Source organism: Paenibacillus sp. EKM206P (assembly GCF_011066155.1).
Lineage (GTDB): Bacteria > Bacillota > Bacilli > Paenibacillales > Paenibacillaceae > Paenibacillus > Paenibacillus polymyxa_D.
The window spans coordinates 121,524-146,752 of the sequence record NZ_JAAMNQ010000008.1 but is presented as its reverse complement, the minus strand read 5'-3'; the positions used below and the strand labels follow the sequence as shown (position 1 = coordinate 146,752).

Genomic DNA, 25,229 nt, shown 5'->3' with positions numbered 1-25,229 from the left:
TAGACTGGGAAAATAAAGTATTAAACGGACGGTGTTTCATTCAGCTTACGGGCAGGTTAGTTTAACTCTAGAAATAAGAAAAGGGAACAAGCGTTCTTTACATGTGTTATATATGAGTATATAATCAAAACGAACCGGAGATCTGTTTTTTTTGATAAAACAATGTAGATTCTTCTTTGGTGTAAGAATTTTATAAATAACTCAATTTTGGAGGGTCTGTATGCCATATTGTAAAGTCAAGAATGCCAATATATATTACGAGGAAATTGGTACAGGCAAACCGATTATAATGATTCATGGTTTTACACCAGACCATCGGTTAATGAGTGGGTGCATGGAACCGATATTTGAAGGTAATTCCGATTGGCGTCGTATCTATCTTGACCTGCCTGGAATGGGACAAACAAAGGATTACGATCAAATATGTAATTCAGATGATATGCTAGAAGCAGTTATAAATTTTATTGAAACTCTTGTCCCAAACGAGGATTATCTCATAGCAGGCGAATCGTACGGTGGATATATTACAAGGGGAATAATTAATAGACATAAAGATCGTATTGGTGGAGCTGCTCTGATTTGTCCATTAATTATTCCTGAACACAAAAGAAGAATACTGCCCGAGCATTTTGTTGTTCATTGTGATCGCGAGTTTATGGGCACCTTAAGTGAAGAGCAAATAAGTGATTTTAGCGCAAATCAAGTCGTTCTCAATGAATATAATTGGAAAAGGTATTCTGAAGAGATAGTGGCAGGTTGTAAGATCGCTGACTACGATTTTCTTAGCAAGATTCAAAAAAACTATGGGTTTTCCACCAATATAGATAAATTAGTTTTTGATAAACCAACAGTATTTACTCTTGGGCGACAAGATGCAGTCGTTGGTTACATAGATGCTTTTAGAATTTTAGATAATTATCCTAGAGCAACCTTCGCCGTTTTAGATCGAGCAGGGCATAATCTTCAGATTGAACAGGTTCTATTATTTGAGTCACTTATGCGTGAGTGGCTTGAAAGAGTAACAGAGTTTGGATTTTAGTTGTATATTAATCCATGAACTAACGGGAAACGTTGATTCAATGAAACAACGAAAACCTAGGACTTTATTTTCTGCTGACAGTATGATTGGAATGATAAAATGCAAAGGCCCTTCTGGCTTTCCATCAGGGAAGCAGCGGAAGGGCTTTTGTTATATATACTTGCCTATACGGGGAGTTTATTTATATCCGCTGCACGGTGAACTCGAATTCCAGCATTTGATCGGCTGTAATTTGGTATTCTTCATGTACCGGGGCTCCCCAGCTATCGTCGCCGCCTACGCCCATTTGCTTGCCAGCTACGGTGACAACGGTATAGTACACGTTGGGTAGCTCATATAGATGGTAGGCACTTTCCAGCTCAAACGCTGTATACGGCGAAATATTACATTCCACAGGCGCGGTGGCAGGTGCAGTAATGCGAATGCCTCGCTGGGAATCGTCGGTAATATCGACACGGCGCACGCCTGTACGATTGCCGGATTCCTGCGGCACGACATACCCGGATACGTTATCCGCAGCTTCGTTGCGGAATACGCCTAGTCTCGCGCCAAAGGCACGGTCGATGTAATTCTCTTCCGGTCCCATCGCGTACCAGTCCAGATGGCGGTAGTCTGCCGGAACCTTGAACGAAAGGGCAAAGATCGGCAGGTTAGGCAGTCCTGAGACGCCTTCATAAGTCGATTTTACGTTCAGACTGCCATCTGCCAAGACGGTGTAGGCTACCGTTACCTGTGCGTCCGTATGAATGCTCAGCGTGTAGCGGAATGCAACAGTTACACGGTCTGTCTGCTCTTCCGTGACCTCGATGCCCACGCATTTACGTGTCAGACTTGCAGCGAACCAGCCACCGGCTTCAAAGCCCAGTGCGGTTCCCCGATCATTGTCTGTGGTCGCCCGCCAGAACAATGGAGCAGGAGGTGTAGCGATCATCTCACGTCCGGCGTAGCGAAGTGAAGTCAGGCTACCTGCTCCTTTGGAGAACATGATACTGAAATCTGCACCGTGAACGCCAATATTTACATCGCCATGCACCACTCGTAAGGCACCGACCGTAGGGAGCTGCAGCGGATTTGGATCTTCCACGATGAAAATATGCTGTCCGAAGGCCACTTCGTGTCCAGCCTCAGCCCAGAGCGTCGCTTCCTTCAAAACCAGAGCGGTGTGAATGACGTACTCACCGGGCTTCTCGTCTGTGCTTGGGAACGTCAGTGGAATATACGCTTCGGTCTGAGCCGCCACATCCACATGAATGGCATTACGTGCGATCTCTTGGCCCTCATGCAGCAGGCTGTATACAAGCTCGTAGTCCCCCGTTCCTTCGAACAGGTTTTCATTGCGAATGGTTACACCGCTGCGATCCGGGGTGAGCTTCAGATTTTGATACAGGAATTTGACCTCCTGCATCTTCGGCGAAACCTTCCGATCTGCATAGACAATTCCGTCCGTACAGAAGCCATAGTCTGTAGCACGGTCGTCAAAGTCGCCGCCGATCGCGAGGTACTCGCGTCCATAGCGATCTTTTTTCATAACAGCCTGATCAATATAATCCCAAATAAAACCGCCCTGATATAGCTCGTATTTGTTTTCCAGCTCGGTATACTTGTGCATGCCGCCTACGGAATTGCCCATCGCATGCATATATTCGCAACTGATATACGGCTTTTGTGGATTATCGTTTAAGTATTGCTCGATATCTGCAGGCTTGGCGTACATCCGGCTCTCCATATCGCTAGTATCATCGTACGTACGGTTATGAAACACGCCTTCGTAATGCACTAGACGGCTCGGATCGGTGGTTCGGAAATAGTTAGCTACATTGCGCAGCACTTCGCCTGCATACGACTCATTGCCGCAGGACCAGATCAGAATGGACGCGTGGTTTTTGTCCCGTTCCAGCATGGAAATGGCGCGATCCATGACGATATCTTGCCACTCAGGCAGATTGGCAGGAATATTCCACGATGGCTCGACGGCACCGAGTTTTTGCCAGGAACCGTGTGTTTCCAAGTTCATTTCATCAATTACATAGACTCCGTACTCATCGCATAGCTCATACCACAGAGTCTGGTTTGGATAATGAGAGGTGCGGACAGCATTCATATTGTTCTGCTTGAGCGTCCGAATATCCCACAGCATATCTTCACGGGAAATCGCACGTCCGGTGCGAGCGTTAAATTCATGGCGGTTCACACCTTTAAAGACGATACGTTTGCCGTTCAAATGCATGACCTTGTTGATCAACTCAAATTTACGGAAGCCGATTTTTTGTGGAATAACTTCCACGAGCGATCCACTGGCATCATAAATTTGAATGAACAACGTGTACAAATAGGGTTTCTCCGCGCTCCAGCGCTGCACTTGCTCCAAGGTGGCTGATAGCGAAGCGGTGCCATCCGTAAAGTCAGCTTTCAAAGAAGCTACAACATGGCCGACAGCATTTTTCACATCGACAGTTGCATAGGCAGTTGCTGGTTTTTCCAAGGTCAATTTCAGCTCCAGAAGGCCCTGTGTGTAGGAAGCATCCAGATCTGCCTTGGCATGCAGGTCACGTACGTGAACCGTAGGGATGGTATAGAGATATACGTCTCTGAAAATACCGGAAAAACGCCAAAAGTCTTGATCCTCCAGCCATGCCCCTGTACTTCTTTGATATACCTCTACCGCCAGCTTGTTTTCGCCAGCTTGCAAGAACGGTGTCAGTTCAAAGTCAGACGGCGTGAAGCTGTCCTCGCTATAACCGACAAATTGTCCGTTCAACCATACATAGAAAGCCGACTCGACGCCTTGGAAAGAAATGAACACAGGCTGCGCGTCGGAAGCCATATTTTCCGGCAAAACGAAGCTTTTGATATAGCTCCCGACCGGGTTGTGATCCTCCGGAATATGGGGTGGGCGAACGTCCGAATGTCCGTCCCACGGATACATCGTATTCACGTACTGCATTTGGCCAAAGCCTTGCGTCTGAATGTGACCCGGCACCTGAATATCACTCCAGCCGCCGTACTCAAAGCCAGGAGTATAGAACTCTACCGGACGGCTGGCTGGATTTGTTGCATAGTTAAACTTCCAGCTCCCATTCAGGCTATGACGCCAAGCCATATCAGCTTGCTGCTCCGCTTCCTGAAGCGTAGCGTAATATTTGTGATCGGAATAGGCGGGCAGCCGATGTACAGCAAATTTGGTTACGTCGGTCAGCCAGTCCAGACTAGGGGGTTGGATGGTCAAGGCGAACACTCCTTATTTTTAAAATTGAAATGAAGAACGGACACAGAAATCTGTTATTTTACCGAACCCACCATGCCCGCTACAAAGTGTTTCTGCATCAGGAAAAATACCAGTGCAGTCGGAAGTGTGGACAGGACAATGGCGATCATGATGACACCGTAATCCGGTGCATAGCTGGAGCCGAGGTTCGAGATCAACAGCGGAATCGTTTGATTTTCCGGCGTTTGCAGCACAATCAGAGGCCAGAGGTAGTTGTTCCAACTGGACATGAATGTGATGATCGCGGCAGCGGCATAGGTTGTTTTCATTGTAGGCATGTATACCCGGAAGAACAGACCCAGCTCGGACAATCCATCCATACGACCTGCCTCCAGTAGATCTTTGGGAAACATCTTGGTGCTTTGACGGAAAAAGAAGATCAGGAACGCCGTAGTTACGGTCGGAATGACGACAGAAGAGAGCGTATCAATACCGATCCACGGTATGACATTAGAAATGCTGCCGAACATCCGGTAGAGCGGGATCATGATCGCCGCAAACGGAATCATCATAGACATCAGCAGGATATTGAAGACAACGTCTTTCGCTTTACTTCTGTAAATTTCAAAGCCATAACCAGCCAATGACGCGATTAGCATAGCCAGCAGCGTAGTTGAGATGGAGACTTTTGCAGAGTTACTGAGTGCGGTAACGATGTCCACTTTTTCAAGCAAATTGTGCATGTTATCCATCAGATGGGAGCCAGGCAGCAGCTTGCCCTTGGTCACATCGACCGACAGGTTCGTGGCGCTGGATAGCATCCACAGGAACGGGAAAATCGAAACGAACGACACAAGGATCAGAAAGGCGTACGTAAATGCTCTTTTTGTTTTCATCATTTTTTCTCACCTGCCACTTTGAACTGGATAATCGACAAGATAATGATCATAATGACGATGGAATAAGATACGGTCGCCGCATAACCAAAGTCGGATGAATACTTGAAGGACAGATTGTAAATATATTGCGAAATTGAAGATGTCGCGTTCCCTGGCCCACCTTTGGTAATATTCATAATTTCATCGAAGAGTTGGAGTGTACCAATCGTTGATGTAATCGAAGTGAACAGGATAATCGGCTTAAGCAGTGGAACCGTAATGCTGAAGAACTGTCGGATCGGGGAAGCTCCGTCAATACGGGCCGCTTCGTAGATGGAACTGTCAATGTTCTGAAGACCGGACAGGTAAAAGATCATATTATAACCAGTCCAGCGCCATGTGATCGCGATAATAATCGTAACCTTGGCCCAGAAAGGATCTGTAATCCATTGGATGGGCGTGCCAATCACGTGCAGATTCAGCAATAAGGAGTTTACCAGACCGTCGGACGAGAACAGGTACTTGAAGACAACGGAATAGGCTACAAGGGATGTGATACACGGCAAGAAGATAGCGGTGCGGAAAAAGCCCTTGAATTTCAGGTTTTTATCATTCAACAATACCGAAATGAACAGAGCCAGAATGACCATCAAAGGCACCTGGAAAATTAAATAGATAAACGTATTCTTCACGGCGGTTATAAACATTTTATCGGTGAAGAGTCGCTTGTAGTTATCAATGCCGTTAAAGCTCAGATTAGACCCTGTACCTGTCTTAAAGGACAAGATAAGCGCCTGAATCATCGGATAGAAATAAAAAGCGGCGATCATGATCACTGCGATGGATATGAACAACCATCCTGTCATACCTGCTTTGAGACGTGTTGTAGTTATTTTGGGCGCGGCTGTCTTCATACCATGTCAACTCCCTGTGCAGCAATAAAACCTTGAACTCGCAAGCCCAAGGTTTTAAGTGCTTTTCGTTTTATTATTTAGCCTTGGCTAGATGGACTGTCTTATTTAAGCTGTGCTTCCGCTTGTCCTTGAGCATCTTTCAGAACTGCGTCTACATCTTTTCCGTTCAGATAGTTTTGAATTTCAACGGTCATGATATCCTCAATGGCATACGTGTGCAGACCATAATTGACTTTTGGAACTTGTTTAGTCCATTCTGCAAATTTCTTATATACTTTGTCGCCTCCGAAGTACGGATCCTCCACGTCATAAGCTTTACCGCTGGAAGCTGCGTTCAATGAACCGACAATTCCAATTTTGCTCAGCATATCTTGATACAGCTCTGGATCTGTTCCGAATGTCTCTTTCAAGAAATCAGCAGCGGTATCTTGACCGTCCGAGTTGAGGACATACCAGGAGCTGCCGCCGAGGCTGGAAGCATTCACGGATTCAGGTATATTTTTCAGCTTAGGGAAAGGAACAACGGCCCATTTACCGGATTGTGAAGCTTCAGCTTTGATCGAAGGTGTAATCCAGTTACCTGTAGGTACGGAAGCAACTGCACCGCTGTTGAATGCAGCCAAGAACTGACTCCAGTCGGCATTCATTTTAACAATGTTGGCGTCGAACAAGGATTTGTACGTCAAGAGCGCTTCTTTCAGAGCTGGATTACCAGCCAGGTTTGGTGTTTTACCGTCTTCTTTCAGGTACCATGAACCTGCAGTTTGGATCATACCGCGGATCAGACCGAGGTCATTCGGATCTTGAGTCAGCATTTCTTTGCCTGTTTTTTGTTTTACGGCTTTACCAATTTCAATAAATTTGTCCCAATCAATATTGGTCAGGTCCGCTACTTTGTAGCCAGCTTGTTCCAGATAATCTGTTCTTACATACAGTCCCATAACACCGGAGTCAAATGGAACACCGTACTGCTTGCCATTGTAGCTAGTCGGTCCGATTTTATAATCAGCGAAGTCGGATGCTTTGATCGTGCTGCTCATATCATGGAAAGAATCAGGATAGGCTTGCAGGAAGTTCTGTGCCCGATAATCCTCGATCAGAACCACGTTCGGCAATCCTTTGGTAGATCCGGAGTTAAGGCCGGCATTCATTTTTTGTACGATATCGTTTTGAGCATATTCAACAATGTTTACGGTTACATCTGGATGTTTCGCAACGTAGCGATCTTTTGCCAGCTTCAGGGCTGCGATATTAAAGTTCGGGTCCCAAGCCCAGACGGTGATTTCTTTTTTGCCTGAATCTGTTGTAGTAGCTGCTTTCTCGGAATTGCTGGAGCATGCGGATAGCAAGATCAAGCTTGCAATCAGCAGAAGGAAAGTCATTTTTTTCATTTTGTTCAACCCCTACTCTTTTTTTATATGTTGCTTGCTAGTTCTAAATCTCTTGAATGAAAGCGGTTACCTTGTTTGTAAATCTAGTGTACCATCCATACTTTGTCGGTGTTAGGAATATCTTTATACGGATTGGTCTTATTATTATGATTTATGAAAAAAGGTACCGCTTACATTAGTATTTTCTTTTGATTTAGGTATTTTTTTATGATCATGAACTAAAGACAAAGAAGGTGGAACAAGAACGGAGTGGGCGGAATGGTGCTGTACAAGCGTAGCGGTCGCCTTTGTACCCGGATTTCAACCTTTATAACTTGACTAAAGAAATCTGGGTACAACAGCGATGGGAAGCACCATCCGACCGCGTAGTGGCGCTTCGTGTACATCTATTTGGAGTCGTTTGATCTCACGATCAGTGGCAACGTCATTCTTACTTTGGTGCCCTCGCCTTTTTTACTGGAGATGGTCACGCCGTATTCTTCTCCATATAAAAGGGTAATGCGGTTGTGCACATTCTGGATGCCGATGCCTGTGAACAGTTGGCGCTTGCTCTTGGGATTTGGTAGTCCGTCTTGCGCTGTATGCCCGTCCAAATCCATACCGTCTCCATCATCGACCACCTCACAGATCAATGTATCCTCCGTTTTGGACACCAATATATAGATGTGGCCTACATTTTTTTCATTAAACGCATGGAAAAAGGAGTTTTCGATAAAAGGCTGAATGATGAGCTTGGGCACATGGTACTCCAGACAATCGGGTGATACAAAATAATTCACTTGTACCCGTTGCCCGTAGCGCACATGGTTAATGAACACATAATTTTGCATGTTGGCCATTTCCTGCTCGATGGTGATTGTTTCACTCACATTGCTGATTGTATTTTGCAGTAAGGAAATGAGCGCATTGATCGTTTCGGCGGCTGTTTCCTTGTTTCCTTTGAGTACCAGCATTTTGATCGAAGCCAGTGTATTGTACAGAAAATGCGGATTGATCTGCCGTTGTAGTGCAGCAAGCTCTGCGTTTCGTTGGCCTTTTTGCGTCTCTAAAAGCTTACGGATATAGTCATTTAGTTCATCCAACATGTAGTTGTAAGCATGACTTAATTGTCTAACCTCATAGCTGCCTGTTACCGGGATATAATTATCAAAATTTTTCTCACGTATGGTCGACATTTGCTTCACCAGTCGAGTCAGGGAACGAATTAGTCGACGGGATATCAGAAAAACGATCACCAAAGCAATCAGTACGATGGCAATGCAGATCCAGACAACGGATTTAACGTCAATAATTTGCCCAATCGCGGCTTGTCTGTCGATCATGTTCACCAGATAAAAATCAAATGAAGGGATATAGTTGGAAAGGAGGATACTCTCCTTATTCATCACATCCGCATTAATGTAGTTCAATCCCTGTTCATTGATTTTTGTGGCATAGCCTAGCAGCTCACTGGAGCGTTGTCCGATCAGGTCCTGGCGGTTGCTTGATACAATTAATCCCGACTTGTCCAAAATAAGCACATCATTGCCGTTGCTCGTGAAATTGTTGTAGAAACGGCGAAATTCAGGCTCTCGGATAGCGATGTAGATCATGCCGTACAGGGTGCCACTGGTCCGCTCCATAAATGGTTTGGAGGCGATGATATAGGGTGTTGGCTTTTGCGCGGTGGTATTCATTTGTTGCTGAAATAATTCAGTATCCAATTGATACATAAGCTGTGCCGGTCGTGCTACACTTTGGGCTGTAATCGCACTGCTTTTAAGCTCTTCCGCAGTTACAGGCCAATAGGATGAGTCAGAGTAAAAGCTCCGACCGTTCAGACCAGTTACAGCGACACCAACATCATAGGCATCGACGTTCGATTTAATTTGCTTCATTTGCTGTGCCATTCCGAAGTAAGTCCTCGCCGAGTTAATCGAGTCAGATTGACCGCCAGTCAGATAGTTCTTGACCGTTCCATTTTCCGAAGCATGGGTTACGGCATTCACGATGGAATCATTGAAGGATTCAAAGCTGGATTGAATCTGGCTGAGTACCTTGGCATTTGTAATACTGAATGTCTCCGCAAAAAGTCGTTCAGACATTCGAATCGTCACCAAAGAGGTCAGCAAGGACACCGCAGTGATGCTGACCACCATAACAATAAAGATTTTGAAGAACAGACCTTGATATTTGATCTTATGGATATATCTTTTCATATTCAATCTCTTTTCTGCTGGCAGATGTGGCTTACTCTCTAATAGAGATGCTCCCGGCGGTACTGACTGGGCGAGCAACCCTTCACTTTTTTGAACACTTTGGTAAAATAGCTGGGGTCCGAATAGCCTACCGTGCTGCTAATATCCGAAATGGGCATCGTCCCCGACCGTAGTAACTCTGCTGCTTTTTCAACCCGAATTTTGTTCAGATACTCGCTAAAACCTTCTGTATGGTGTGCCGTAAAATAACTGGACAAGTAGGAAGGGTTAAAGTGGAAATATTGCCCAAGTGTCGTCAAATTGAGCGTTTCAGCATGATGCTCCTCAATATACTCCAGCAGTTTTTTCATGCTTGCGCTGCTTCCTTGCTGCGTTTTAGCCATGATCTGTCTGTTCGCTTCCTCCAAAAAAGTCTCCAGAAGGCGCACGGCTTCATGTACATGAGGGGCATCATTAATTGTTTTGAAATAGGAATATTTCGCCGCATCCAACTCCTTCATATCATACCCCTGGTTCCCGAGCAAAATCGTAATGTTGAACACGATATTTCCGAGAAGCGATTTGAATTCAAAAGCGGTAGAGGTATAGTTACCGGACATGGCGGCTACATAGGATCTCAAATCCTGAAAAGCTGTATCAAAATGCTCACGCTTCATCTCTTCTGTAAACTGTTTTAAGTTGAACGAGCTGTTCACCTGTACAGGCTGAGGAAGTTCGTCTTCTATGAGCAGCGCTGTTCCTGGGAAATAAAAGCGGTAACTCAGCAGTTTTGGCAGTTCATCCTGATAGACGACACTAATCTGATTGAACTCATCAAATAAATGGCTAACTGCCCAGCCTGTCTGTGGATCGACTCGCTTTGTCTCCTGAGCAACTTCCCTAACCGCAGCCATCCAGGCGTCTACTTCCCGTGGATCAAGATTGGCTAAAAACACAGCCGCATAGGCATCAGACGGCAGTTGTCGCAGTACGATGCGCTCACAGGCAGAGGATACTCGATCTGTAAGCTTGGAAAATAGGTCCGAGGCAGAGATGGAGCGCCCTTTATCCTGCTGTACCGACTGTTCTATACCTATGAGCGCAAAACGGGCATAAGGGAATGCTTGCTTCAGCAGCTCGGCGTCATAGTCCATGCTATACCCGGAGATCAGCTTTTCGATCACATGATCTATCGTAATTTGACTATTCCCAGCATCCGCCTGATATTGAATGGATGGAATTTTGCGAGCGGTTCTCTGGAGCACTTGGAGCAGCTCATCCGTGTCCAGCTTGGGCTTTAAAATATAGTCAGCAACCCCTTGCTGAAAGGTGGATCGCACGTAATTAAATTCACCGTAACTGCTAAGTACAATGACTTCGATATCTGGATAGTTCTGTCTGACTATGCGCGTCAGCTCCTCGCCATCCATGATCGGCATTACGATATCTGTAATGACAATATGAGGGCGCAAGGTTTCAATCAGCTCCAATGCTTCTTTCCCGTTAGAAGCTTCACCTACAATTCGAAATCCATACTGTTCCCACGATAAATGGTGTTTAATTCCTTGCCGTACCAATATCTCATCATCCACAATCAAAATGTTGCATAGCTCATTCATGGCAGCACTCTCCGTAATTATACCTATTCGAGGATTTTGCAAAAATCCTGATTCAAAAAAGACCTCCATCACGTGGACGTCATATCATCTGAGGCACATATTTGATAACGCTTCCAACTTAGCTTGAATCTAAAGCATTTAACCTTTACATGCTAACATAAACCACACGGGGATTCCAAAAAAAAATAGTCCGAATGGCATATAAAACACAAAAAAGGCAGCCGAGAAAACCTCGACAGCCTTAAACAACCGGGATTACCTTATACAGTACCCCAAGTCCGATCTCCTGCCAAATATTTTTCAGTCAAAATAGACAGCAGTTGAATGCCAACCTCATTGTGTCCTCCCTCAGGAAGGATCAGGTCAGCGTATTTCTTGGAAGGCTCAATAAATGCCTCATGCATCGGCTTAACCGTAGTCAGATAGTGATCGTGGATCGAATGGATGGTGCGGCCGCGTTCCTCAATATCGCGAAGAACCCGACGGAGAATACGCACATCAGGGTCCGTATCCACAAATACTTTGATGTCAAGCAGACTGCGGAGCTTTTCGTCTGACAGTACGTGCAGACCCTCCAACATAACGATATGATTTGGCAGAAGCTCTACCGTCTCGTCCGTGGAGCGGGCATGAACCGTAAAATCATACACGGGCGCTTGTGTCGCTTGTCCTTTTTTCAGACATTGGAGATGCTCAATAAGCAATTCGTTGTCAAAGGCAAACGGATGATCATAATTGACCAAAGCACGTTCATCATAACTCAGATGTGAATGGTCTTTATAATAGTTATCCTGAGATATGAAAGTCACTTTATTAGATCCCAGACGCTCAACGACGGCGCGTGCTACCGTCGATTTACCGGAACCTGTACCGCCGGCAATACCAATAATAAGCATGGCGTTTCACTTACCCTTCCCTAAATGTATCCCGATACAACTCAAGTATTGTAGCACAATGCACACTTTTTTTCATCACTATTGAACTTTGTATTTCTTCCATTTCCGTATCTTGGCTCTGAATGTTTTAAACGGTGCCACCGAGTTGATGTGAATCCATCTTGCCATGGGCCAGTTTGGATTCGTACCCGTCCAATTGTGAACGCCTTGAGTGAAGAGCTCTTCGTGGCTAAGTGTGTCGATCCAATCCAGCCACTTTTGCTCAGTCAACTTGAACATATCGCGTAATTCGCGTAAAGATTGGTGGGAGTAAGTCTTGTAAAATGATTGATATAGTTCGCCTAGTCTGTTCCATTTATAATTGGGGGCGGGCATGATGACGGTTTTTCCTTCCCGTTCGTCTCTGTCCCATGTCATGACAAGATGAAGCCATCCGAGCTGGTAGGCAATCATCTCTGCGGGTGTTTTATCTACTTCAGGGATACGAATATCTTTTTGGCTCTCGTCGATCTCCTGAAACTCACCGTCAAATCGTAAGTAGGAGGCATGAATGGCTTCCTTTAACTCCGATTTGGAAGCGTAGTCGTAGCTGGACATCTCATCGCTCCTTTAAATGATATGGATGATACTCACCCCTTTATATGTACCATTCCCAATATGACAACTGTATGTCTTATTCAAAAATAAAAAAATATCGTTTTTTGTGATTTTATGAAACAGAATTTGGCGTGTTCACGAAACAGGATGCAAAATTAATTGAAAGATTAAGACAAAAGATAAGTAATTAGACATATTTTAATATATATTTAAATGCCTATAATTATTGGAGTATAGCGCTTGAGGGCCCTCATTGGTGTTGGGATATTATTCTCTTCATCAGTACGTTATATACCGTTGGGGCAGGTCATGTCCGATGAACGGTGCAACCTTTGCTTTAGTATTCATGAATCTAACCAAGAAGGGGATTGTTATATGAAATCGAGTTTGCTAAGAAAATGTGCAAGTGTAATGTTAAGCAGTACGTTGGTACTGTCTTTATCATTACCGTTGCTAGGTCATGCACATGCGGATGGGAATTTACAGATAAGTGATGATTTCGAACAAGGAAAAGCTCAAGGCTGGACCGCGGATTCGGGGAACTGGTCTGTGGTCAAGGATGGGAATGGCTCTACATACCAGCAATCTAGTCGAAGCGAAAGCCATTCCGTTAAGGGTAATGCCTCATGGACGAACTATAGCGTGCAAGCAGATGTATATGTAAATGATTTTAATGGCTCCAATCGAGTCTACGTTGCAGGTAGATACACAGATTCCAACAACTTCTACGCAGCATCGTTGTACAGCAAGAATGACGGAGCGCTTGAGATTCGAAAAAAAGTCAAAGGCTCTATGAAGACACTGGCTACCAATAAAAAATACAAACTGGACACGAATACATGGTACAGAGTTAAGCTGGAACTATCCGGTTCGGAAATCAAAATGTATGTCAATGATCAACTGGAGCTGTCCGCAACAGACACCAGCCTCACTGCTGGAGCCATTGGTTTGGTGACCTCCAAAGCAGCTGCCGAATTCGATAATGTGATTGTATCCGGTGCTTCTTCTGAGGTAGATCCAGGAACACCGCCTGTGAATCCAACACCAGGTACAGAAAAACCGACTCCTGGAGTGGACACTGATGTAACCTCTAAAAATAACTATAATTTGACTGGCTTTTCGTATGGGAATACAGGTGGTGGCAACATTGCAGATACAGATGCCAACTACAAAAAGGTTTACAACGCTGTAGATCTCAACGAAGCACTGAAGAAAGGCAGCAAAGTTAAAGTGATTGAGATTATGAACGATCTTGATCTCGGTTGGAATGAAATTCCTAGTGCTGCCAAAGTAATGCCTTTTAGTGCCAACAATCCTGTACAGACGCATCCTGTTCTGAAAAAGACAGGTGTGAGCAAAGTCTATATCGAAAATATGAATGGGGTTACGATTTTCTCTGCCAATGGTGCGAAAATCAAACATGCCGGTTTTGTCATCAAAAGAAGCTCTAATTTGATTTTCCGTAACCTCGAATTTGATGAACTTTGGGAGTGGGATGAAGCAACCAAAGGGAACTATGATAAGAATGACTGGGATTATGTTACCATCGAAGGTACAAGTTCCAAAGTATGGATCGACCATTGCACATTTAACAAAGCCTATGATGGTCTGATAGATGTGAAAAAAGGTAGTAACGGAGTTACGATTTCCTGGTCTTTGTTCAAAGGAGATGACCGCAGCTCCAACAGCTGGGTAACCCAACAAGTCAACGCGATGGAAGCAGACAAGTCTTCCTATCCTATGTACGCTTATCTGAGAAGCAGCGCAGTAGGCATGAGTAAAGAAGATATCATTGATATTGCTGCCGGACAAAAGAAAGCGCATTTGATCGGTGCTACGGAAATGGCTTCCGACAATGCAGATCTGGAAGTGACGCTGCATCATAATTACTACCTGGATATTCAGGATCGCATGCCTCGTCTGCGTGGTGGTAATGCTCATGCATATAACATCGTTATGGACGATGTCGGATTGGCCAGAGCCAAAAAAAGAATTACTTCTGACATGGCTAAAGCAATTGCCGCAAAGGGATACCATTTTGATGTCGTGGGTAATGGTGCAATTTCAACAGAAAACGGCGCGGTATTGCTAGAAAAGTCTTATTTAATTGATGTGTTTTCTCCAGTGCGTAATAATCAAAAAGATCCTAACAAAGCCGATTACACAGGTAAAATCAAAGCCGAGGACGTTATCCTTTCGGATAACGGTACCGTATTCAGAGGAGGCAGTGACGAGGCGAATAGCCCGTTAGCCCCTTATCCTGCGAAGGCCAAGAGCTTCTCTTGGAATGGGTTCACAACGTTGCCATACAGCTATACAGCCGAAGACCCTGCTAACCTGGTTGCTCAATTGCAGGCCAAGGATGGTGCGGGTGCAGGCAAGCTGAACTGGTCGAGTGAAAACTGGCTCAAAACGGTGTACAATACGTCCGTTACAAAAAATGCAATAGTAGAAGAAGATTCCGAATAGGTAGGCCATATAAAAAAGCAACCAGGACAGATATGCTCTGTTTCTGGCTGCTTTTTTGGTTAAACACGTCTAGGCTGCGTTCGGTACGAACTTAACCAATAACGACAAATGAGGATACGCCAGCAGGTACGGATCTAACGCGGTATAATACTCCATCATCTCTAAAAGTGCGCAGAATATAAGGCTGGTTCGTAGGCGTGCGGACTCTGCTGAATCGGGCAGTACCAAAGCGGTCGAAGCCTGCAGCTTGGACAAAGGTTCCATCTAAACGCCGGAGTGTTGCAAAAAATCCAGACGTGTTAAAGGGTACACCATCATTGTTAGCCCAGATAACTGTAAATCTACGAAGGGTTTGTGTTGGACTCACATTGCGATATCTCGTAACAGGAACCTTTCTGCCCGTAGATTTCAGCGTTTGTGGAGGACGAATGGCCACTTCAAATCAACTCCTTTGTTGTGATGTGATAGTAAATGCACACAAAGGAGTTTTGGACCGTGCTATAAACTACTGCTTCTTAAAAATAGGTATATATTGAACTTGGGACATCATTATGCCCACTCGCGTCGTAGCGTAAAGAGGTCTTTTAACGCGTCTGTAGACAGCTCAGTAATCCAGCCTTCGGTACTGGTTATGATTTGGTCGCTAAGCTGCTGCTTGCTCTCCAGCATTTCATCAATGCGTTCCTCGAGCGTGCCCAGCGAGATAAATTTGTGCACCTGTACATCCTTCGTTTGTCCCATCCGATAGGCTCGGTCTGTGGCCTGATTTTCAACAGCCGGATTCCACCAGCGATCAAAGTGAAAGACGTGGTTGGCGGCCGTCAGATTTAGGCCCACTCCCCCGGCTTTGAGCGACAAAATAAACACGGATGGCTGCTCGGCAGGGGGGAGGGTGTGAGATTGGAATTGATCAATCATTCGGTCACGCGCCGTTTTGGACGTGCTACCGTTCAGATAGAGCACAGGCTCCTGCAGCTCCTGAGCGAGTACCCGCTGGAGCATCTGCCCCATACCAATATACTGTGTAAAAATAAGGCAGCGCTCACCCTCCTCCCGCAGTTCCTTGACCATAGCCAGAATGCGCTCTAGCTTGGATGAACGGCTAATGACCGTCTCAAGATCGGACGGACTATAACCGGAAGCCGCTGCATCCGGGAGAGCCTCCTTGGTTAAGAGGGCTGGGTGGTCGCAAAGCTGCTTCAACTGGGTAAGGGCGGATAAAATGGCTCCTTTCCGTTCAATCCCTTCCAGCTTCTGCATCCGTTCCATCAACTCTTTGACAATCTGGTCATAGAGCGCGCCCTGCTCAGAGGTCAGATGAATGTAGGTTTTCATCTCATTCTTGTCAGGCAAATCAAGCTGTATAGCAGGGTCCTTCTTCTTGCGCCGCAGCATGAAAGGCTGAACCAGCTTTTGCAAATCTAACGTGCGCTGCTCGTTATGTTCCTTCTCAATAGCATTCATAAAACGATTGCTAAAGGCGCGTGAGCTGCCCAGATAACCTGGATTGATAAAGTCATAAATGGACCATAGCTCGGACAACCGATTTTCAATAGGTGTCCCGGTCAACGCAATCCGGTGACGTGCAGGAAAGCTGCGCACGGCTGCGGATTGCTTGGTTTGCGCATTTTTAATGTTTTGCGCTTCATCCAGGCAGACCGAATCCCAGGTCATGCTTTGTAGTAGCTCTTGATCCAGGGTTGCCGTAGCGAAGGAGGTCAGGATGACATCGGCCTGCTCGACTTTTTCGCGGAACAAGTCTCCCTGCTCCCGCTTGCTTCCATAGTGCAGCATGACCCTTAATGAAGGAGCGAAGCGGCTGAGCTCTTTCTGCCAGTTGCCCAGCACCGACGTCGGGCAAATCAGCAGCGAACTGGAGCGGACACCCGTCTCAGCGGCAATTTCCTGTAAGTGCAGTAAATAAGTAATAAACTGCACCGTTTTACCAAGTCCCATGTCATCGGCCAGACAGGCACCCAGTCCAAAACGCCGTAAAAAGGCAAGCCATGCGTACCCGTCCCTCTGATACGTCCGCAGCTCGGCTTGCAGCCCGTCCGGCACGTCCAATGCAGGCCATTCCGACTGCCGTCCGAGCTGGCTAATCAGCTTCAGCAGATGGGCATTCAGCTCGACTTCCAGCCGGAAGCGTGCCGCATCCTCCGGCTGCTCACCCGAGGCGTCGCCTTCAGGATCGTCGGCGTTGCCGAGCAGGTGCAGCTGCAGGATGTCCTGAAAGGACAATCCCTGGGCGCTGTCGATCCCGGCCATGGCCCGGCGGATCTGCGCCAGCAGCGCAGGGTCGAGCGCGATCCATTGCCCGCGGAAGCGCACCAAGCGCTCGTTGCGAGCGACCAGCTCGGCGAATTCCGACTCGCTCAGATCGGCATCACCGATGGCAACGCGCCAATCGAACTGGACAATCGAGTCCAGTCCGAACAGCGAGCTGCCCTTCGTGCGCTCTCCCGCCCCTTCGCCCGGGCGTACCTTGGCCCGCAGCTTCGGCTTCTTGCGGGTAGCTGCCTCCCACCAAGCCGGGAGCAGCACTTGCCAACCGCTTTCCAGCAGACGCTGGCTGTCGGTCGTCAGGAATTGCCACGCCGCTTCGTCGGAGAGCGGGCGATTCAGCACGTCATCGCGGCTTCCGGCACGCTGCCCGGCAGGCAAAATCGAGGTCAAGCCTTCTAGCCACCCGGCTGAGCGCTCACGGACATGTGCTGTCCAGGCATCGGGCCATGAGCCGGATGCGTACCCATCATCGGCGAGCTGTACAGACACCAGCAACGCCGGGTCTTGCTTGTCCTGCAACACAAGCTTGAGCTGCCAGGACGGCTCGTCGTCCTCCAGCTCTGGCTCCAGCAGTTGCAGAAGCGGCCGAAAGGGCGCGGTATCGGCTTTCCAGCCGATGGCGATGAGCCAGGCCCGCGCGTCTAGACCCGCCGCGGCTGGGCGGTTGGAGGCGAAGAGAATCGGATATTCTCTTCGCAAATCGGCGGCTTCCGCTTCGGTGCCGTACCAGCGTTGAAATACGGCAGCCGAGAACGCCGCTATCAGCCCATCCTGCTCGTCCTTCTCCAAGCGATCGAGCAAAGCAAGCTCTGCCGGCTGGATGTTTTCCAGTGCTTCCGCATCCCATTCCCATTGCAGCTTCCCCGCCTGGAACGCCGTGAAGCTGGGTACATAGGCTTTCGCTTCAATACAGTGAGCAAGCGAAGGGATCAGCTGAAGCCATGGGGCATGGGCCTCGTCCCAGATCCATTCGATATGCTTTAGAAGCTCGCGCTCTGCCAGAAAAGGAATCACCTGCTCCGAAGGCAGCAGGATAATATCCGTGTCTTGAACATGTTGAATCTCCAGCTCGGTGCCATAAAACGAAGCCTCATGCCAAGCAAACAAACGCTGCTTCAGAATTTGACCGGAAATGCTATAGTTCATGGAGGAATCGCCATAGATCAGCGCGTCTCCATAGGTAGTTAATTGGATATGCACGGTAATCGTTTCGGTATATTGACTCATGATAACAATTTCCCTTTCCGCAATTCCTCCTGTAGCGCCCGCAGGCGGCTATGACGGCTGGTGAAGGTCGTGAAGAACAGCTCCCAGCGTGATTCTTGCTTCATTTTCTTGTACAGCTTGAACAGCCGCTTTAACAGCTTGACTGCTGCTTTATAGCTGGATCTGTTTTTTTCTAGCACATAGCGTTCTACCGCCTGATGGTAAAAGGGGAGTAGTAACTCAGGCGCGTTCTTTTCAATGGGCTGTAACACGCTCACTCGAAAACTCAATGGTTCACTGCGTATGCTTAGCTGATAGTCGATCCATGACCGCCATTTCTCGTGAGCAAGCAGTGCCTCTTCATACATTCCCCCGGCAAATGGAAGCATACCCACCAGCGTGTCCCACATGTCCTGCTCCGCTTCTGGAAGGTGCTGCAAAACCAGATCCCAATTATGCATATAATCCTGTAAATGGTCATCCCGATGACTGTGAAGCAGGGGACCGATATGCCGCAGTCCGTCCTTGAGGCGTGCCCAATTCTCAGCTTTACGCAACGCCTGTAAGAACAAAATCAATTGGTTGGAAGAGATTTTTAGTGGAAAAGCTCGTTCCGCTTCCTGAAGAAGTACCCAGGCTTCATTATCCTGCGATTGGAAAATATGCATCCAGCTGCGAGCCAACATCCACGGAAGCCTTGCTAAAGTAGTGCCGAGATCCTCCTCAGCCGCCTGCAAATGCTGTAATTCCTCCGTATATATGCTGGAGTCCTGTCTTGCGGGATGCACCCAGTACAGCCAAAACTGATAATACGCGTCTGAAAAATAAGTACCGTTACGCGATTCTGTCAGCATTTTTCGGCGTAAATAGGCTAAGGTTTCTGCCATACGGGCTTCTTGCATCGGTTCATCGGTCAGCTCCAGTGGACTCTCAAAATCACGCTCGATCGCTTCTTTAAGCTCATCGGCAGCAATTTGCGTGTAATACCCCATATAGGTATGAGAGGAATAGCCTGGCATGGAAGACTGAGGTACCAGCTTTTCCAGCACACGCAGATGAGCAAGCAGTCCGTATAGCTGTTGCATGCCAGGTGAAAGCGGTGGCTTCACAGCATGGATCGAGGCTAAAGCGCTTTGGACAAATTGGGAGTTTTGTGTGTTCACACGATTAAGGGCGATACACTGATCGAACAGATCATGCCACTCTGAAATGGGCATGTCCGGTATTTTACTTGCAGTTTTACTGAGGGCGTTTCTTGTTGTTTCCTTGTGATCCGGTGAAAGATTCGACCGGGAAGGAGGTGTATTACGCGTGTCAGCTTTTGTCGCCAATCGAGTGAATCCCGCCGAATGAGCGTTCACTAAAGCATGTACAGAACGTTCCTGTTCATTCGCGTAATTCAGTAGTACGGCGATCATATGCTTGCAGTTGGTGTGGACAGGGCATGTACATCTGCTGGCAGCAAAAGCGCTCAAGTGGAGATCCACCTCGTATAGCTCGCTTCCATCCACGACAGCTGCGATATGGTCGGCATCAGGCATAACGAATTCTTTTACCTTTCCTTGCTTAAAATATTGGAAACCTCGTTTGATCGTCACATCATTAAAATGGTCAGCCACGTTTTGAATAAGCTGTTGCCACTGTATATCATCCATAAGATAGGTTGGTTTCATATGCATTAGTCTCCTAAGAGAAAATAGTTAATCCGATGACTGCTTAACTCTTCTATTATAACAGTTCGCGCACGTAAATTGAGGTGGAGGGAGCAGATGGGAAGTTTCAAAAGAATAACATGTTGGGGAAAGTAAAAAGTCCCTTACGTTATAACGTAAGGGGGCCTGAATTATCAGCAAATTTGGGGGGGATCCCCTTACTGTTTGCCATCCGGATTGCCTTTTCGGTGGAAGACCATGGAGATAATAAGAAGCACCAAGGGTACTGCTGCGCCCATAATAATTCCAAAATAACCCGATATTGTATCGAAATTTCCTATCTCAATAAAGCTTTGGGGATACATGCTCAGGGAAAATATTAAAATTAACGGGAGAAAGCAGATAAACCTGTTCCACTTTTGGGTGAGTTGGCTGATTCCGGCTACCATATAGAAATAATAATTTGCGGCGGTCATAAAAATTTTGATCGTCCACAAAATGATAAATAATATTTCAAACCGTTCCAGGAACGAGCCGGGGAATTCAATTTGCTGTGCAAAAGAAACGACCGGCCATTGCAATCGGGAAACTTCCTCAACCGACATACAGCCAACGACCATCGTTACCATCAAGAGATACAAACCCATTGCAATCGAGTAGCCAATCCACCCTGCCTTCCATGCTTTTTGTGGATTGACCATCACATTAGTTAATATAAGGAGGGATTCAAAACCTATTGTCGAGAAAGGTATAACCTTAAGAGATTCGAAGATCGGATGCCATCCTTTATGGAAAACAGGGCGCAAATTATCAAGATTAAAATGATTGATATTGAGGATGATCAACAATAAAAAAACAATAAGGGTTAAAGGAAAAAAAAGCTCGACCAATCGAACCATTGCATGGAGACCGCCCCAGGTCAAATACCCAATAAGCAGAAGAAACGGCAAGAGAATCATGCTTAATGGCGTTCTTTCCAATGCAAGGCCTTTGAGGAATTCCGCCATCATTCTGCATACAAGAGAGCAGATCATCGTGCAGTGTACAATAAATGCAATATTGATGAGCAGGCCGATAAATTTACCTGCGATCACAGGATTGAGCTCATAGAACGTCTTCCCTGGAAATCTCTGGCACAATTTAACGTTGATAAAAACGACGCCTACCCCAAGCAGACTTGCCAGCAAGAGTCCCTGCCACACGTCGGGCGTTTGAGTCTTCTCCGCGATGGTTCTTGGTAAACTGACAATTCCCACAGCATACACGGTCGAAGTGACTGTAAGTAAGGCTTGAAGGGTAGAGATTTTTTCCTGTTTCATGGAAGGTATGTTGGACATTACGCTCCCTCTCCTTTTGTATAAGCACCTGTTCGGTCAATCTGTACTTCAGCCTGAACGTCGATCGGTATTTGACTGAATGTATCTTGCCAATTTTCCTTTACCCGATCCCAGTAAGCGGGATAGTTCACTTTTACCTTTGTGCCGAAACCGACTACATCTGATCTCATTTTTTTTTGAAGCGTGTTTAACGATTGGGATATGGTCTGTTTGATTTCTTCTTGCGTCGCTTCTTTAGCGGTTCGAATGAACGGTTCCTTCAAGAAATCAGTATAAATATCCAAGTTTTCATTTAATTTGATGTTTGTTTTAATACGAACCGTAAAGGAAAGATCCTGTCCGTTGAGGTGGGGGATAAGTTTGCTGTGGGCATCCTCAACTTCAAAGACCATGGATTGTTCCGACTTCGGGTCCTCTGTTTTAATAATTGAACCCCGCGTTTTTCCCAGCATCCAGTTGATCCCGATGACTTCCTCTTCATCTAGCCAATTAGCCAATTTCTTCGTTTTGCCACTGACCAAGGCTGCGCCTGAGAAGTGGTTGCCCTCATTGGTTTCTAGGCATTGAATGACGAAGTCAGCTCCTTGTGAAATATGGGTGGAAATTTCTCCTAATGTTATTTTATGAGGTATTTTGGAGTTGAAATCGCTATTTTTAGCCAATGCTTCAAGGTCAATGGAAGGTATCTCTTTATGTTTGCCGATCTTATTGAGCGCTTCTTTCGCACTGCCCTTTACGATCATAACAAGTGATTTTCGACTCGGTTTATAGGAACGGGTAAACGTATCTAACAATTGGTCGATTCTTGTTTTTTGTAAAGCTTGGTCACTAATCAAAATTAAGCGAATAAAACTATATAAGGGAGCACGGGACACTAGCTTTGCCTGTTCCCTGGAAGCAGTCTGAATGGAATTTTTGTTAAAGGTTGTTACGTTGCTATACATATTTTTTTTGGATTTCTGCGCTATTAAATGCTGGTAGGTAAGTTCCAGCATATCCTCCTGATCCGTATCAATGGCGACGCCCTGGATGATACTCAAGTTATCGATTTCTCTGCTGTCCCAACAACCGGTGAGGAGAGCACATGCGATCCATACGGCAACGCATTTTTGCAACCATAGGATTCGACGAGACAGATAGATGAAAGCGATCATAGGCTTACTTCCTTTTCTTGTTAGATTGTGTTTCGTCCTGTGTCTTTAGCATCATAGGACGCTTTTTGAGGTATTTAAAAGGAGCCCGAATTAAAGTATCTTGTTGATCTCTTAGCCGAATTGGGGCTAGAGGTGACATGTAAGAAACTCCAAAACTTTTGATCTGGACCATGTGCACACCTAAACAAATAAAGGCTAAAATCACGCCATACAGCCCATAAATCCCTGCAATCATCATAATGGGGAAACGAAGAAGGCGAATTCCAATACTTCCGCTGTACTGCGGGCTCGCAAAGGATGCAATTGCGGTGAGACCCACGATAATAATCAGGAAAGCACTTACGACCGCTGCCTCAACAGCTGCTTGTCCAATAACAAGACCGCCTACAATACCGATGACCTGTCCTATCCCTTTGGGTAGCCGCAGGCTGGCCTCGCGCAATATTTCCAATGCCACTTCCATAATTAGAGCTTCCACAAAAACGGGAAAAGGAATTCCATCCCTTGAGGCAACGATAGACATCACCAGCTCAGGCGGGATTAATCCAGGATGGAAAGAAATAAGTGCAACGTACAGCGAAGGCAGGAATGTTGCAATGAACAGAGCTATTAAACGAAGTATACGAAAGAATGTTCCTAAAGGAAATCGCTCGTAATAATCCTCTGGGGATTGGGCCAGCATCCAGAAGGTCATGGGAGCGATCAAAACAAAAGGCGTGCCATCAAGCATAATGACAACTCTTCCAGACATTAAAGCAGCTATAGCTTTATCCGAGCGTTCAGAGGCTTGAACCTGAGGGAACGGAGACCACGAATGTTCCTCGATCCATTGTTCAATAATCCCGGTATCGGAAGCATCGTCCACATCAATCGTTTCGACTCTTCGCTTCACTTCCTGAACCAGCTCCGGATTTGCGATATCCGATATGTACAAGATCGCTAATTTTCGGGAAGATCTTCTTCCTATAGTTATTTTATCTATTTTAAAACTGATATCTTTGATATGCCGCCTTACCATTGCCAGGTTGCTTTCCAAATCTTCGATGAAACCTTCCCTCGGTCCCCTCACCAAAATCTCGGTGCTTGGTTCCTTGACACTTCGCTGAGGAAACTTGCCTGTAGCAGCAAAGAAGGCTTCATCGGTTCCTTCGATCAGCAGACAAGTATTTCCCGATAATACTTCAATTACGCACGCCTCAAGGTCTGTTCCTTCTTTCATATCGATCGTAAAAGCCGTCTGCTGTACCAGTTCTTCCTTCAGTTTTTGCGGATTAACTTGGGAGTGATTTTCACGGATTCCAGTCAAAATGAGCGGCTTGACGATTTGTTCGTTAATGATGCTCGTATCCGCAATACCAGAGAGATAGATCATAATTACATGAATTCCCGTTTGACCCACATTCATTTTCTTGAAGACGACATCAGGAAGATGACCCAGGGTCTTTTGTAGATGGTCCAATTTCGCCTCGAGTGATCTTGCCATGACTCCTCCTCCTTCAAAAGTTATGCATGTAATATGTGTAAAATGGTAATAAATATTCATGGAATGGTAATCTAATGTGTTCAACGATAGAGGAGCTGAAGACGCGAGAGACAGAGGGAGTTTTTTTGAGTATATGTAAACAAAAACGAACACCAGTGGTGTCCGTCGTTGGTCATACATATGAGGCGAGGGTGCTTTATCCCCGTGATAACGCCATATAAACTACTCCGAGTGGAGGTCACTTTTTGAACTCGTAGAAATGTGCCTCCAACATGCTCAGAGAAAGCTCGGCAGTCGTGGCTACCACGATATCCGCACCTTGCATTTGCGAAGGTGTCCCTACACCGACCGCAAACATCCCGGCGCCCTTGATCGCCTGTATGCCAGCCTGTGCGTCCTCTATACCGATACAATCGGCAGGCTGAACGCCCAGATTTGCAGCTCCGGTGAGGAAAATTTCCGGGTCAGGTTTGCCATGCCGAATGGCGGTAACATCCACCACACTGTCAAAATAGTACGCTAGCTCCAGTCGCTCCAGGATAAACGCTGCATTTTTACTTGCAGAGGCCAGAGCGATGCCGATTCGGGCTTCACGAAGTTCTGTCAGAAGCGCTTTAATGCCTGGAAGAATGTCCGAGGGAGTTACAGCTGAGATGAGCCGCTGATACTCCGTATTTTTCCGTGTGGCTAGTTCTTGCTTGCCTTCTTCTGAAAACGTATCGGACAGGTTACCGCGCGCCAGTATTTTGTCGAGCGATTCCGTACGGCTGATTCCTTTTAACTGTTCATTGAATTCCCGATCAAAAGGGATGCTGAGCGCTGCCGCCAAGCTGGCCCATGCCTGAAAATGATATTCGGCGGTATCTGTAATGACTCCGTCCAAGTCGAAAATGACTGCCTTCATTTGCTTTCCCCCCTGTCTGCCC

17 protein-coding genes are annotated in these 25,229 nt (G+C 46.4%); 2 read left to right on the top strand and 15 right to left on the bottom strand.

All coding sequences use genetic code 11. The annotated features are described in order from the left end of the window. The first annotated feature begins 220 nt into the window (after positions 1-220). Positions 221-1,039, top strand: coding sequence for an alpha/beta fold hydrolase (locus G9G53_RS17350; protein ID WP_165149314.1), 819 nt, complete (start codon positions 221-223; stop codon positions 1,037-1,039). Between the two features lie 181 nt (positions 1,040-1,220). Here the strand turns inward: G9G53_RS17350 and G9G53_RS17345 are convergent, their stop codons facing one another. The 8 genes from G9G53_RS17345 to G9G53_RS17310 form a co-directional block, all read right to left on the bottom strand. Continuing rightward, positions 1,221-4,265: a glycoside hydrolase family 2 TIM barrel-domain containing protein gene (locus G9G53_RS17345; protein ID WP_165149312.1), complete on the bottom strand. Its 3,045-nt coding sequence runs from the start codon at positions 4,263-4,265 to the stop codon at positions 1,221-1,223. Positions 4,266-4,318: 53 nt separating this feature from the next. After that, positions 4,319-5,143 carry a carbohydrate ABC transporter permease gene (locus tag G9G53_RS17340; protein ID WP_013308300.1) on the bottom strand — a complete coding sequence of 275 codons (825 nt, stop codon included), beginning with the start codon at positions 5,141-5,143 and terminating at the stop codon, positions 4,319-4,321. Continuing rightward, positions 5,140-6,036: a carbohydrate ABC transporter permease gene (locus G9G53_RS17335; protein WP_013308301.1), complete on the bottom strand. Its 897-nt coding sequence runs from the start codon at positions 6,034-6,036 to the stop codon at positions 5,140-5,142. The genes G9G53_RS17340 and G9G53_RS17335 overlap by 4 nt, the downstream gene beginning before the upstream one ends. Before the next feature lie 101 nt (positions 6,037-6,137). Continuing rightward, positions 6,138-7,427 carry an ABC transporter substrate-binding protein gene (locus tag G9G53_RS17330; protein WP_039274127.1) on the bottom strand — a complete coding sequence of 430 codons (1,290 nt, stop codon included), beginning with the start codon at positions 7,425-7,427 and terminating at the stop codon, positions 6,138-6,140. Positions 7,428-7,813: 386 nt separating this feature from the next. After that, positions 7,814-9,625, bottom strand: coding sequence for a cache domain-containing sensor histidine kinase (locus G9G53_RS17325; protein ID WP_165149310.1), 1,812 nt, complete (start codon positions 9,623-9,625; stop codon positions 7,814-7,816). A 38-nt stretch (positions 9,626-9,663) separates the two neighbouring features. Beyond that, on the bottom strand, positions 9,664-11,223 hold the full coding sequence (locus tag G9G53_RS17320) for a response regulator transcription factor (RefSeq protein WP_165149308.1): 1,560 nt from the start codon (positions 11,221-11,223) through the stop codon (positions 9,664-9,666). Between the two features lie 260 nt (positions 11,224-11,483). Further along, on the bottom strand, positions 11,484-12,119 hold the full coding sequence (gene udk, locus G9G53_RS17315; protein WP_013308305.1) for a uridine kinase: 636 nt from the start codon (positions 12,117-12,119) through the stop codon (positions 11,484-11,486). A gap of 78 nt (positions 12,120-12,197) precedes the next feature. Then, positions 12,198-12,716 carry a ClbS/DfsB family four-helix bundle protein gene (locus G9G53_RS17310; RefSeq protein WP_165149306.1) on the bottom strand — a complete coding sequence of 173 codons (519 nt, stop codon included), beginning with the start codon at positions 12,714-12,716 and terminating at the stop codon, positions 12,198-12,200. 375 nt (positions 12,717-13,091) lie between these two features. Between G9G53_RS17310 and G9G53_RS17305 the strand changes: the two genes are divergently transcribed. Next, a complete protein-coding gene (locus G9G53_RS17305) occupies positions 13,092-15,185 on the top strand; it encodes a pectate lyase family protein (protein WP_165149304.1) in 2,094 nt (697 codons plus the stop codon). Positions 15,186-15,276: 91 nt separating this feature from the next. Here the strand turns inward: G9G53_RS17305 and G9G53_RS17300 are convergent, their stop codons facing one another. The 7 genes from G9G53_RS17300 to pgmB all read right to left on the bottom strand — a co-directional run bounded on the left by G9G53_RS17300 (position 15,277) and on the right by pgmB (position 25,207). Further along, positions 15,277-15,621 (bottom strand): hypothetical protein, encoded by a 345-nt coding sequence (locus G9G53_RS17300; RefSeq protein WP_063206759.1) that lies wholly within the window; start codon positions 15,619-15,621, stop codon positions 15,277-15,279. Between the two features lie 113 nt (positions 15,622-15,734). Beyond that, complete coding sequence (locus tag G9G53_RS17295) at positions 15,735-18,698, bottom strand: DEAD/DEAH box helicase (protein WP_165149302.1); 2,964 nt, start codon at positions 18,696-18,698, stop codon at positions 15,735-15,737. Next, positions 18,695-20,350, bottom strand: coding sequence for an SWIM zinc finger family protein (locus tag G9G53_RS17290; protein WP_165149300.1), 1,656 nt, complete (start codon positions 20,348-20,350; stop codon positions 18,695-18,697). The genes G9G53_RS17295 and G9G53_RS17290 overlap by 4 nt, the downstream gene beginning before the upstream one ends. A 197-nt stretch (positions 20,351-20,547) precedes the next feature. Beyond that, positions 20,548-21,648 carry a GerAB/ArcD/ProY family transporter gene (locus tag G9G53_RS17285; RefSeq protein ID WP_223821988.1) on the bottom strand — a complete coding sequence of 367 codons (1,101 nt, stop codon included), beginning with the start codon at positions 21,646-21,648 and terminating at the stop codon, positions 20,548-20,550. 17 nt (positions 21,649-21,665) lie between these two features. Continuing rightward, positions 21,666-22,820 carry a Ger(x)C family spore germination protein gene (locus G9G53_RS17280; protein WP_165149296.1) on the bottom strand — a complete coding sequence of 385 codons (1,155 nt, stop codon included), beginning with the start codon at positions 22,818-22,820 and terminating at the stop codon, positions 21,666-21,668. A gap of 4 nt (positions 22,821-22,824) precedes the next feature. Beyond that, on the bottom strand, positions 22,825-24,303 hold the full coding sequence (locus G9G53_RS17275; RefSeq protein WP_165149294.1) for a spore germination protein: 1,479 nt from the start codon (positions 24,301-24,303) through the stop codon (positions 22,825-22,827). 238 nt (positions 24,304-24,541) lie between these two features. Continuing rightward, positions 24,542-25,207 (bottom strand): beta-phosphoglucomutase, encoded by a 666-nt coding sequence (gene pgmB / locus G9G53_RS17270; protein ID WP_165149292.1) that lies wholly within the window; start codon positions 25,205-25,207, stop codon positions 24,542-24,544. Positions 25,208-25,229 lie beyond the last annotated feature (22 nt).